At 61.5% G+C, this 12,792-nt stretch carries 6 protein-coding genes; 2 read left to right on the forward strand and 4 right to left on the reverse strand.

Annotated features, from left to right (window positions below; genetic code table 11):
• Positions 1–32 precede the first annotated feature (32 nt).
• On the forward strand, positions 33–866 hold the full coding sequence (locus tag EOC93_RS03820) for a DeoR/GlpR family DNA-binding transcription regulator (protein ID WP_095483648.1): 834 nt from the start codon (positions 33–35) through the stop codon (positions 864–866).
• A gap of 340 nt (positions 867–1,206) precedes the next feature.
• Here EOC93_RS03820 and EOC93_RS03825 read toward each other — a convergent pair whose 3' ends face one another.
• From EOC93_RS03825 to EOC93_RS03840, 4 genes are all read right to left on the reverse strand, one after another.
• On the reverse strand, positions 1,207–2,265 hold the full coding sequence (locus EOC93_RS03825; protein ID WP_127203893.1) for an alpha/beta fold hydrolase: 1,059 nt from the start codon (positions 2,263–2,265) through the stop codon (positions 1,207–1,209).
• Between the two features lie 184 nt (positions 2,266–2,449).
• Positions 2,450–4,144: an AMP-binding protein gene (locus EOC93_RS03830; protein ID WP_127203894.1), complete on the reverse strand. Its 1,695-nt coding sequence runs from the start codon at positions 4,142–4,144 to the stop codon at positions 2,450–2,452.
• Positions 4,137–10,463, reverse strand: a complete 6,327-nt coding sequence (locus tag EOC93_RS03835; RefSeq protein WP_127203895.1) for a non-ribosomal peptide synthetase — start codon at positions 10,461–10,463, stop codon at positions 4,137–4,139. Before EOC93_RS03835 ends, EOC93_RS03830 begins: the two co-directional genes overlap by 8 nt.
• Before the next feature lie 80 nt (positions 10,464–10,543).
• Positions 10,544–11,245, reverse strand: coding sequence for a 4'-phosphopantetheinyl transferase superfamily protein (locus EOC93_RS03840; RefSeq protein ID WP_164759034.1), 702 nt, complete (start codon positions 11,243–11,245; stop codon positions 10,544–10,546).
• A 499-nt stretch (positions 11,246–11,744) separates the two neighbouring features.
• On the opposite strand from EOC93_RS03840, the gene EOC93_RS03845 reads away from it, so the two are divergent.
• Positions 11,745–12,725: a helix-turn-helix domain-containing protein gene (locus EOC93_RS03845; protein WP_095483653.1), complete on the forward strand. Its 981-nt coding sequence runs from the start codon at positions 11,745–11,747 to the stop codon at positions 12,723–12,725.
• Positions 12,726–12,792 lie beyond the last annotated feature (67 nt).

Genomic DNA, 12,792 nt, shown 5'->3' on the forward strand with positions numbered 1-12,792 from the left:
GACCTCGCCGTCGGCTACCGAGCGGGTGAAGCATGGACTCTCCAAGCAGACGCGTCGAGATGCTTCCCGCCAAGCGGCGGGCTCTCATCCTGGAGCACCTGCGGGTCAGCGGGGCGGCCAGCATCCAGGAGCTCGCCGACACGATTGGCGGATCGCAATCAACGGTAAGGCGCGACCTCGAACACCTGGTGGAAAAGGGGTATCTCGAACGCACCCACGGTGGCGCACATTTGCTGCAGCCGATGCGCGCCACCTTCGAACGCGAGATGACCGTCAATGCGGAACTGCAGCACGCCGAGAAGGTAGCGATCGGGCGCGAGGCCGCGCAGCGGCTGAGTGCTCGCGACAGCGTCATCTTCGACAGTTCCTCGACCGTCATGGAGGTGGTGCGCGCCGCCGCCGAGCGGGATTTGCCGCTGACCGTGGTGACGAACAGTCTCCAGATCGCCGATTTCGCGGCCGACATCAAATCCTGGCGCATCATCCTGCCGGGCGGCACTGTCCGTCCTGGCTATCGGCACCTTGCCGGTGAGCCGGGCGAGAGTTTCATCAGAACGCTTCATGCCGACCTCTGCATGACCGGCGCTTCGGCCGTCACGGGCACGCTGCTGACGGAAACCTCGCTCGAGGTGGCGTCGCTCAAGCGCGCCATGATCTCTTCCGCCCGCAAGACGATCCTGCTCGTCGACAGCTCGAAGTTCACCGCACCTGGTTTCTGCACGCTTTCGGATATTTCCGAAATCGACGAGGTGATCACCGACGAGGGCATTTCCCAGGACGCACTTTCGTCCTTGCGCTCCGCTGAGCGAAAAGTGACGGTGGTTAGCGCCAGCTCTTTGCCGGCTTCAGGGCGTTCCAAATTGTGATGGCCTGACGACGGGACGCTCGGTTGATTCGAGTGCATCCGACGCGGCAAAGTGAGCGTTGGCCGTCGCGACCTGTTCGCTGCAGGCAGGAATTTCGTTGTCCCGTAGAGTGCGCCTCGCCGCGCGCAGGCGTAAGTTGCATGTCGATTGGCACATTGAAACGACGCGGGAAATTCGCCGCGCTTCTCCATCTCGTAGTTGTTGAGGCTTGAAATGGCGCTGGTCGGTTTCCACACCGTCGCCGGGCAGCTGCAGCCCGTCTCGCGGACCTTCGAATCCTTCCATCCTTTCATCGGGAAGGCTTGTCATCGGGAAGGCTTGGGCGCTGATCCCCGCGATGCTATAGCGAGGCGGGTTCGCGCATCACGGCAACGTCTCTGGCCGCGAGGAATGCGATGATCTCGTCGTCGATCGCCTCCATGTTGGCTTCGCGAAACTTGTCGTGCGTGCCCGGGACGACAACGGTTTTTATCCTGGTTTTTTCAGACGCCCAGCCCCTGTATTGCTCCACCGTTGCGGCGCTCCATTCCGAACTGGCGAGAACCAGGATATCGCAGGGGTAAGACGAAGGCGAGAATCCGGCAGCGGCGCGGACGAGGGCGCTCTTGAATGCTTTCTGCCGGGTGTGACGCCCGATGCGCGTTTGTCCCAGCCCAGCGGCATCCAAGCCGTCGCGAAGCAGGCGCCAATAGACGACCTTGCGCGTGATCTGGCGCCGCCTGCTGGCGGTCATGCGGTCGTCCGGTATCGGCTTCAGCCAGGCCGAGCCGAGCGGCGGCGGATCGATGAGCAGCAGCGCAGGCCGCTCGCCAGTCACTTCATAGGTGAGGCGCCCGACCTCGATCGCAAGCAAACCGCCAAGGCAGATGCCGCCGATTATATGTGGGTGTCGGCCTGTCACTGAGGTCAGGCCTTCAAAATAGTTGGCGCTTATTTCGTCCAGATTGGAATACGGTGTTTCGCCGGGCTCAAGACCCATGCCGCGCACGGCCATCACCGCGTATTTCTCCTTGAGGCGCTTTCCGAAGCGATTGGCGAACAGCGCCGATCCCGAAATGCCGTGGATCATTGCGATCGGCTCATGGCCGGAACCGCCGGATACCGGCACAATGAGTTGCCGTGCGGGGTGGGTTGGCGTCAAGGACGCGACCAGCCTGCCAAATTCACGCGGCGTCGGCGCCGCCAGCAGGACCGAAGTCTGGAGCTTGATGCCGAACCGGTTTTGGACGGCAAGAACGAGAGTTTCGGCGGTCAGCGAATCGCCCCCGAGATCGAAGAAACTATCGTCGATGTCCGCGGTCGGAATTTGCAGTTCCGTGGCGAAGATGCCGGCAATAACATGCGCGGGACCGTCGCTCGGTATCGCACGGATAGGCTGGATAATTGGCCGCACGTTCATCGGCAAGCCCCCTGGATCGATGATCGTCCGCCTTTTGGGAAGCTTGGCGGTACATCGAATGCTTGCGTGCTTTTAACTCACAGCCTGTGCGGCTAACAAGGACTCATCGCAGCGACCAAGCGGGCGCTGTTCCTTTGATCGAGAGACGCAGCAGGTATGCCGATCCTGAATGGTCGCTCGCCTTTCACCGAATACCAGCCCAGGCAAAAAGCCCTTTCCATCTCTTGATCAGTTTTGCAGTTGGCCCGTTCACTTTCCTGTCGGACGATTGCGCGGTCTGGCCGTTGTTGGTGGGGCCACTAGGTGCCTGCAAATATTGCTGCAGAAGCAGCCTGTCTATCTTGCCGGTTGGCGTCAGCGGCAACGACTCGATCGCGTGGATTCGGCCCGGAATTTTCCACTGTGGGAGGATCGACCTCAAGCTGGCCCTTAATGCGTCAGTCTGAAACAAGGCTCCCTGTTTTATCACGACGAAGGCGGCAAGGGAGTGCGCATCCTGGCGAAGTTCGGTGATGACCGCGACTTCATTCACCATTGGAAGCAGCAGGAAAGCCTGCTCGATTTCCCGCGTTTCAACGCGATACCCGCGAATCTTGACCTGGTCGTCGCGCCGTCCGAGGAATTCAAGACCGTTGCTCGATAAACGCCCGATATCGCCGGTGTGAAACACACGCTGATCGGGAAAATTGAGGTCGGTGCCGAAATGCTTTGCCGTTTCGGACGCCTGCCGCCAATAACCGTCTGCCAGGAAAGCGCTGCGGACGACGAGTTCGCCGACGCCTCCCTGTTCGACCGGCTGGCCATCTTCATCGACGACCAGGAGAGACTTGTCCGCGACTGGTCGCGGCGCCGGTACCGTGCCTGGCGCGAGCAACTCGCCCGGAGCTACCGAAGCCACCGCGATGTGACCGGCTTCGGTGGAAGAGAAGCGATGGCGCAAGGCACAGGACGTCGCGAAGTGATGGCGCCATTGCTCGACGTCCGAGGCAACGACCGTTTGACCCGCCAGCGCCACCAAGCGTACCGATGGATGCAGGCCCGAGCCCGCGAGCATCGACAGATACTTGCGAAACAACATCACCGGAGGGTGCAGTAAGGTTACGCGACGCTTATCAATCCACGCCCCGAGACCACCGAGACCACCCGATGCAGCATCGTAGAGTTCCAGCGTGGCTCCGTTGAGAAGCGCGCCGAAGACGTCCGCCTCCGATGAGGCGAAACTGCAATATGTCAGGAGGGACTGCCGGTCTGTGGAGTTCACCCCGTCATACCGGGCACAAAGCCAGGCCCGATGCAGCACGGTGCGATGGCTTTTCACGACCCCTTTCGGCCGCCCGGTGCTTCCAGAGGTGTAGAAGATTGCGGCCGGGTCACCCGGGTCCATCGGAATATGCAACGCATCAGCCGAATAACGCGCGTCGATGTCCTCAAGCAGGAGAACCCGCCTGTGGTCATCGACAAGGTCATGCGCGGCAGGCGCGTGAGACGCATCGGTAAGCAGCAGATCCGGCGCCGCATCGCTGAGTATGTCGCGCTGTGCTGCAAGCGGCATACCAGGATGGAGGCAAAGGAATGCCTTTGCCGCCTTGAGCGCCGCCAGCGCGCAGATCACCATGTCCGGCGAATGGTCGACAAGATAGGCGACGCATCCGCGCCCGGGCTGCGTGTGCTCGAGGATTGCCCGGGCCAGCTGATTGGAGCGTCGTTTAACGTCGTCGTATGTCCATCGATGCCGGTCGCCGCCAATCGCCACGTGCGAGCCATACCTGCGGACCACTGTGTCGAAACGCGCCGGGATGGTCTGCTCCAACTCGGCCCGGTCGAACGCCATCATGCGACCATTCAGATCGGGCGCGGGATCGTGCAAGTGTTCAGCCATGGCCCTCTGCAAGCTGGTTTTCGGTCACGGCACTCAGTTCGGCGTCGAGCTTTGCCTTCCGTCCATAGGCGACGAGAGCCCTGTAAGTTGATGAGCGCAACCGCACACCTTCCCTCAGGCTCTCCTCGCGGGCGCGCAATTCCATTTCGCCGGGGATCAGGATTTCGGTGGCGCCTTCGGCACGTTCGCCGTTCCTGGTCTGCTCGATCAGGCGGTCGACGCGCTCGGTGAATTCCGACGCCGGCATGAATCGCTGTGGATCCAGCGCCATGAAGAAATGGCCGTAGTCGGGCGCCTGGGCGCTCTCGCGCAATCTGTCCTGATGGTGATCGCTGCCAAAACCCGCGCCGCTGAGCACGCCCGCAAGCACCTCCATCACCAGGGCCAGGCCATATCCCTTGTGTCCGCCGATCGGCACGCCAAGCCCTGCGGCGAGATCGCCGAGATCGGTCGAAGGGCGCCCCGACCGGTCGAGAATCCAGCCCGGCGGCAACGGACTGCCTTCCGCCACGGACAGGCCGATCTTGCCGCGAGGCGCGACGCTCATGGCGACGTCGAGAAGGATAGGGAAATGTCGCCCTGCCGGAATGCCGACACCGAGCGGATTGTTGCCGAATGTCGGCGTGACCCCGCCCGTCGGTGCCAGGATCAGCGGTCCGTTGGTCGTGCAGAGCCCGATGAGACCGTTCTTCGCTGCCTGCCAGACATAGTGGCCGGCGGCGCCGAAATGGTTGGAGCGGCGGACGCCGACAATTCCAACGCCGTGCCTGCCCGCCTTTTGAATGGCGAGGTCCATCGCCACCGTGCTGACCCACTGGCCCGGGCCGTTGTCGCCATCGATCCGCGCGATGGTGGCGGTCTCGTGCTCGATCCGTATTTGAGGATCGGCGTTGATCTTGCCCGAGGCAATCCGCACGGCATAACGCGGAATGCTGACCATGTCGTGCGTCGGCTGTCCGCGCAGGCTCGCCTCGAGTTGGACTTCCGCGACGATTTCCGCACCCTTGAGGCTCAATCCAGCCCGTGTCAGCGCTTCGCGACCGTAGACGCGAAGGCTTTCAATCGTCACCAGAATTTTCCCGCCATTTCCGCTCGATGCCGGTGCAGCCGCGACGGTTGGCCCGATGTCATGCCGTGCCTGGGCGACTGCGCGAGCCAGATCGGTGATCGTCTGATGCTGATAGAGCTGACGCAGATCGACGTGCAGACCGGCCCTGCTGGCTTCGACAACAACATTGATGCTCAGGATGGAATTGCCGCCTAGGTCGAAGAAGTTGTCGTGTAGCCCAACCTCATCGAGCCGCAACACCTTTTTCCAGACCCCCGTCAGGATCGTCTCGTCGTCGGTTGGCGCGACCACGCGCAGATCGACCCGGCTGGAGGGATGCGTCACGACAGTTGATCGAGCCGTCTGCGCCTCCTTGGTGAGCAGTGCCCGTCGGTCGACTTTTCCGTTCGACGTGCGAGGCAAGCGCTGCAGCATGACGATGCGTTGCGGCAGCATGTATTCCGGGAGCTGCTGCTTCAGAAATTCGCGCAGGCGCCCGGACAGAGCAGGCACTTGCGCATCATGCTGCTCATTGGCCGCAACGAAGGCCACCAGACATTTGCGATCGCCGATATTATCGTCTGTGGCAGCATCCTCCACCACGCCGACGACACATTCGCGCACGTCCGGGTGTGTGTGAATCGCAGCCTCGATCTCGCCCAGTTCGATACGGAAACCGCGAATCTTCACCTGTTCGTCGGCGCGGCCGAGAATTTCGATCGTCCCGTCAGGCCGGTATCGGGCCAGATCGCCGGTTCGATGGAGCCGCGCGCCGTCATGCGGGCTGAACGGATTTCGGACGAAGTTCTTCGCCGTATGCTCCGGATGATTGATGTAGCCGGCTCCTATACCGCCGCCGCCGACATACAAGTGACCGCCGATGCCAACCGGCACCGGGCGGCGGGACGTGTCCAGCACATAGGCCTGCGTATTGGCAATCGGCCGACCGATCGGGACGACCTTCGCCGCGCCGCCCTCGGCCGGGACGGGATAGATCATCACGATCCCTGTCGTCTCGGTCTGGCCGAACATATTGATGAATCTTGTCCCGGGTCTGCAGAGGTGCCGCCATTTTTCTATCAAGGCGCTGGGCAAGGGCTCGCTGGCTGAAAGCACGAGCCGTAGCTGATTGTCGAGCAAGCTTGCCCGCACGGGTTGATCGAGCGACATCAAGACCTGCAGGCAGCCGGCCGAGAATGATGGAACAAGGTCCAGCACTGATACGCGCTGGTGGCGTACCATCTCGAACAGCAAATGCGGATCGCGGAGTTCCTCGGCCGAAGCAACGGCCACGGCCGCACCGCAGGAGAGCGGAACGGCAAACTGCCGTATCGAGGAGGAAAACGAGAACGAAGCCGTGTGCAGGTAGATGTCGTCCGGACGGATTGCGACAGCGCGGACCATCGCCTGCGCATAGTGGCCGACATTCGCCTGCGTGATCATCGCGCCTTTGGGTTTGCCTGTGGAGCCTGACGTGTAGATCACGTAGGCAAGCGCGTCGGACGCAGGGATGGTGCCAACGTTGTGACTGTCCTCCAGCGCTAGGGAAGCATGGCAGGCGTCGATGCAGATGGTTCGGGTGTGGTCGGAGCTGTCGATGGCCATCGACTGAAACGTGGAGGGGAATTTTGGCAGCAGCGATGTCTCGGTGATGAGCAAGCTCACGCCGGCGTCACGCAGCATAAAAGCAATACGTTCGGACGGATGTTCGGGGTCGAGGGGCAGAAACGCACCGCCGGCCTTCCACACCCCGAGCAGCACCGCCAGCATCTCGGCAGACCTCGGCAGGCAGATCGCTGTCAATGTCTCGCGGGCAACGCCGCTGCGGCGAAAATACCGCGCGAACCGGCTGGCTCGCTCGTTGAGCTCCCGATAAGTGAACTGCCGGTCCCCGCCCAGCACGGCTGTGGCATCAGGTGTTCGCTCGACCTGCGCTTCGAACAGCTGGACATAATCCTGCCCCAGCAATTCGCTGGCTTCGGTGTGGTTCCAGTCGATTTCGATCTGGCGGCGGTCGACCTCAGGCAACAGGGACAGTTCCGACAGTCTTTGCCCGGGATCGCTTCCTATGCTTTCGAGCAAGGTCTGGAAATGCCGTGCCAGCCGGTCGATCGCGGCCGGCTCGTACAGATCAGCGTTGAATTGCCAAGTCGCGGACATCCCTTCCGGGGTTTCCGACAGGTACAGAGTAAGGTCGAACTTCGCCGTCACCTTGTCGATGCGCACAGGTTCCGCTGAGAGACCTTGCGCGAGATCGAAGCAAGGTCCCGCCACGTGATCAGTTGCCGACTGAGCGGGCAAGACCGAGCCTGGCAACCCTGGGATGTTCTGAAACGCGAACATGACTTGGAACAACGGCGCATGGCCGGGATCGCGCGGGATATTCAACTGTTCAACGATGCGCTCGAGAGGAACATCCTGGTGCGCGTAGGCGTCAAGCGCCGTCGACCGGACGCGGCCGAGCAATTCCAGGAATGACGGGTCGCCCGCAAGCGGCGTTCGCAAAACCAGCGTGTTGGCGAAGAACCCGATCAGCGGCTCCAACTCCTTGCTCGGGCGGTTTGCGATCGGCACGCCGACGGCGCAATCGTCTTGCCCGTTGTAGCGGTGGAGCAATGTCTTGAAGGCCGCCAGAAACGTCATGAACACGGTCGCATTATGGCTTTGACCCAGCGCCTTAAGTTGATCCGTCGTTTGACGGTCGATCAGGGCCTGTATGGTGCCGCCGCGATAGGATTGAATGGCCGGGCGAGGGCGGTCCGTCGGAAGCGTGAAGGCCGGCGGCATCTCCTTGAGCTGACGGATCCAGTAACCGGTCTGGCGCTCGAATTCGCCGGCCTCGACGCCGTGCTGCTGCCAGGCTGCGAAGTCGCCGTACTGAAGCGGCAAGTCATCGAGCGGCGACGCCCTGTCGTCATGAAATGCTTCGTACAGTTGCCTCAACTCGGTGTAGAGGACGCCGATCGACCAGCCGTCGGAAACGATGTGGTGCATCGTCAGAAGCAGGACGTGCTCGTCGGATGTCAGCCGGATCAGCTTGGCGCGAAACAGGGGACCTTGCGCCAGGTCGAACGGTTCGCCAGCGTCCTGGCTGGCGAGGTGCTTTGCCTCGGCGGTTCGTGCGTCCGCCTTGTGGCCGGACAGATCAATCATCACCAGCCTGGTTTCCTGAAATTCGGAAACCACTTGCACTGGTCCGCCCTCGCGCATGTGAAAGGTCGTGCGCAGGATGTCGTGACGTCGGCGAATTTCGTCGAGGCACAGCGCCAATGCACGCTCGTCGAGCGGGCCTGTCAGCCAGAGCGAGGCCGACATATTGTAGGCGCCGCCGGCACCCATCCGATCAAGAAAATAGACGCGCTTTTGCACGGAGGAGAGCCGTGCGAGCGTTCCTCCTTGCCGCCGGGGGATGTGTTTCGCGGCCTGCGTAGAAGTCGTCGATCCTTGCTCCAGTCGCGCTCTGCCATCCGCTACGAGATCGGCCATCTGCTCGCCGATGCGCTCCGAAAGTCGCGCAGTGGTCGGGCGTTCAAACATGCAATCGATCGGCAACGTAACCTGGAATATCTCCTGCAACCTGGCGAGAACCTGCATGGCGATAAGTGAATGACCGCCCAGGTCGAGGAAATCGTCATGAATGCCGGGCGGTTCGATTCCCAGAACTTCGGCAAAAACCGCCGCCACCCGGCGCTCAGTGGCGGTTCGGGCAATCACTTTGCCAGTCTGTGGCGGATCGCGTTGAGCGTTCTGTTGTTGCAGAGCGAGCGTCAGGGCCAGATGTTTGCGATTGACCTTTCCGCTGGAATCGACGGGGATCTCATCCACCACAACGATCCACTGCGGCACCTTCGAGCGTGCCAGCCGCTCGGCGACAAAGTCGCGGATCTGCTGAACCGGCGTAAATTGTTTCTGCCCCGCCTTGAGCACGACCGCTGCGGCGACCGTCTCGCCGAGCACCAGGTGGGGAACGCCGAAAACAACCGCCTGTCCGATCGCGGCATGCTGGAGCAGGATCTGCTCCACCAGCCGCGGCGAGATCTTTTCGCCGCCGTGATTGATGATATCCTTCAGGCGGCCGGTGACGAACAGATAACCTTCGGCATCGAGGTGGCCTATGTCGCCTGTCCGCAGCCAGCCATCGATGAAAGCGGCTTGGTTGTCAGTGCGATCATCATAATCGTGCATGACATTTGGGCCGCGAATGACCACCTCGCCACTCCCGCCGGGCGGCAACAGACGTCCGGCTTCATTCATAATGGCAATTTCTGGACCGGCAGCCTTGCCCACGGAGCCTGGCTTGCGTTCGAACGGCGGAAGGCGATTGCTCGCAATCTGCGGCGCCGCCTCGGTCATCCCGTAGGCTTCGACAAACGGTACGCCGAACGCGCTTTCGGTATCCGCGATCAGCTGTGGCGGCATTGGCGCCGAAGCCGAGCGAATGAAGCGCAATCCGCTCTGGCGCGGGTCTTCGCGGCAGAGACGGATCTGATCGAGGATCGTGCGATGCACGGCCGGGGAAGCCGTATACCAGGTCGGCTTGAGGTCGCTGAGACAGCTAAAGAAGCGGTCGGCGGAAAAGCCCTCCACGCTGATATAAGAGCCTCCGCATACCAGCGATGACAAAAGGCTGCTGATGCCATGGATATGAAACAGGGGCATCATGCCCAAGCACCGGTCGGTGTGCCGGAGATCCACCGCCGCGCAAATGTTGCGCGCCGAAACGCAAAGGTTTCGATGTGTCAGCGGTACCAGCTTGGGCCGCGCAGACGTGCCCGATGTGAACAAGAGCAGTGCGGCATCGTCAGGCGCAGCCAACGGCTGGTCACCGCGATGCCCTCGACCAGCGGCTGTCAGCGAGAAGGTCCCGGCCGCCGCATCGGGCTGCGAAACGAGTTGCAGGATCCGGATGTTCAGTGACGCCGCCAAGGCGAGCAACGGCGATTCCCAGCCGTGCGGCACGATCAGGACTTGGGCACCTAGCGCGCTGAGCTGTGCTTCAAGCTCAGATGCGGGCCATGCCGGGTTCAGCGGAGCGCATGCCGCATTGGCTACCACCGCCACGATCGCAACCGCTGCTTCCGCTCCTTCGGGCAGGATGAGCGCGACGCGGCCCGTTGGCCCGACAGCTTCCAGCGCCAGCTTTTCGCCGACATAGTGGATCTGGCGCCCCAGCCCTTCATAGGTGAGGGGTGGGCGTCCCGCGGCCAGAACGGCCACCGATTGCGGATTGTGTCCGGCATGCCGGTCCACATGGCCACGTATAGTGTCCATCAGATACCGCTCCGGGATCGAGGTTGATTAGGAATAGAGCCCATGCCGGGTTCACTGAGTGCTGGCTGGCTGCGTGGCTGTCAATGCGCAGAGACGTCAAAACACGAGAACAAGGTTCCATCGCTGTTGCCGAAGCGGCCTTCAAAGCAGCCATTGTCGGCCGCCGCCAGGCGGCTTGATCGAATGACCATGGCTTTGGCGTTCTCCACATCCAGTTCGATACGAACATCATGAAACGTCAAAAAGCGCCGGTTGAGCGGGAAATGCATTTTGTAGAAGGCTTCCTTTATCACGAACAGAAGCTTTGGCAGGTCGTAGCCTAGGCGCCCTTCGATCACGTCCCGCTCTTTCAATTCCGAAGCAAGCGACACCAGTTTTGTCAGTTCGTCGGAAAGCGGAGAATCTTCCTCGATGTCGATTCCGATGCCGAGGCAATCGGCGGACAATCCGACGGCGACAGCGCACAGGCTTCGGGTATGAGAGATTGAACCGACAATACCTGTCGGCCAGACCGGCGCCCGATCGTGTCCAATCGGGATGACGCTTTCAGGAATGCCCAGGCCCCGCAATGCCTGCCTTGCGTAAATGCGTCCGGCGCGAAACTCACGACGTCGCGCCGGCACGACATTGCCCAGAGACAGTTCTTCTTCGAGCAGCCAATCTCGATCTGCTGGTTTGAAATCGCCGCCCTCGATGACGATGCCATCCGCAACCAATTGTCGAATGGCTGCTATCAGGCGGGCTGGCGAAGAGTCGTCGCGGACTTTCGGTTCACCAGGCAATACCACTCCTTCACCGATCCAAACTGCTGCTGTCTTGCGTTGTAACAGAACGTCGACGAACCGGGCAACGCCAGGTTGCCCAGGGCACCCGTTTAGCGGGGCCCGCCAAGGTGCGCGTCATCGTAGTGGATCGGTTATGACGCAATCGGCCTGTCGATGCTTTTCATCGCCCACGATCTTCGCGTGGCGTCGGTAATCGCCAGCCGCGTTGTCGTCATGCAAGGTGAAAGATCGTGGAGAACGGGTCCGTGGAGCGGGTGCTTGCGCATCCTCAATCCGATTACACGCGTGCCCTGCTGGCTTCGGTCCCGGGACTTTCCTGGGAGCGTAGCCGCAGGGAACCAAGCCGGGATGCTGCTCTCCACGCGAACCTGCCGAAAGCGAGCTAACTGCCAAACGACCACATAAGTTTATTCGTTTTTGACCAATACGCGCCGGCGAATTCCTGTAATCTTCAGAAAAACACCGGGACAACCGGGCCAAACAGAAAGGTCGGGGAATGAAATACGTCGTCGATACGATCGGCGGTCCCGCAGGCGGTGATGCCTGGCAAGCCGCTGTTACCGAAGCCTATTTTCCGCTCGACACCGAGTATCGGAACCGTCGTGAATTTTCAGGCACGCTGGAAACCTTCTCTCTCGGGCTCGTCAGCGTGTCTAAAATGCGCTGCGATGCTGTAAGCTATCGTCGCCATCGCCGCCACTTCCTCAACGAGCGTGACGCCAGCCTGCTCGTCACCATCCCGGAGATGTCGGAGGTGAATTTCTCGCAAGGATCGAGGACCGTCAATTGCGGTCCGGGGGGCTTCCTCCTTGAGAGGGGAGATGCGCCTTACGAATTCTGGCACGGCAAGCCAAACGCGCTGTGGGTCCTGAAGGTGCCGTCATCGAGCGTTCGGGCACGGATCGGATCTGCCGAACGGCTCAGTGCACTCAGTTTCGACGCTACCCAAGGCATCGCCGCGCTCTTTCTCGACACGGTGCGAACCACGATCGGCCATGTCGATGAGATCACTGAAGTCGCTCGTGAGATGATGGGCAGGCACATCCTGGAAATGCTGTGCCTGTCGATCGTGAGTGACGATCGCGTGCTGGACAGCAGCATCTCGTCGATCCGGGCCGGCCATTTGCATCGCGCCGAGCAGTATATTCGCGACAACCTGAAGAATTCCGGCCTCGGCCCGCAGGCTGTGGCCGATGCCTGCGGCATCTCCCTGCGTTACCTGCAGGTTCTTTTTCAGGACAGCAACCAGTCGATCAACGGCTTCATCCGCGACGCCCGGCTTGAACTTTGCGCCGAGGAGCTGATGTCGGTGACCAACATCAGCAGCGTTGCCGAGATCGCTTACCGCTGGGGCTTCGCCGACCAGTCTCAGTTCTGCAAGCACTACCGGACGCGGTTCGGCTGCGCACCGACCGATACCCGTCGCGAAGCAGCGAGCCGGGCGGGTCGCGCTTCGACCTCGAGAGAGCGGCACTAGACCCGACGAAGTCCGGGCCAATTCCACCATTTACTGCGACGTCACCCCGGCAAGGGGCGATGGGGCC

The organism is Mesorhizobium sp. M6A.T.Ce.TU.002.03.1.1 (assembly GCF_003997275.1).
Taxonomy (GTDB): domain Bacteria; phylum Pseudomonadota; class Alphaproteobacteria; order Rhizobiales; family Rhizobiaceae; genus Mesorhizobium; species Mesorhizobium mediterraneum.

Coding starts and splice junctions, on each gene's coding strand:
- EOC93_RS03825 (WP_127203893.1), bottom strand. CDS start 2,265: ATGAACGTGCGGCCAATTATCCAGCCTATCCGTGCGATACCGAGCGAC.
- EOC93_RS03820 (WP_095483648.1), top strand. CDS start 33: ATGGACTCTCCAAGCAGACGCGTCGAGATGCTTCCCGCCAAGCGGCGG.
- EOC93_RS03835 (WP_127203895.1), bottom strand. CDS start 10,463: ATGGACACTATACGTGGCCATGTGGACCGGCATGCCGGACACAATCCG.
- EOC93_RS03830 (WP_127203894.1), bottom strand. CDS start 4,144: ATGGCTGAACACTTGCACGATCCCGCGCCCGATCTGAATGGTCGCATG.
- EOC93_RS03845 (WP_095483653.1), top strand. CDS start 11,745: ATGAAATACGTCGTCGATACGATCGGCGGTCCCGCAGGCGGTGATGCC.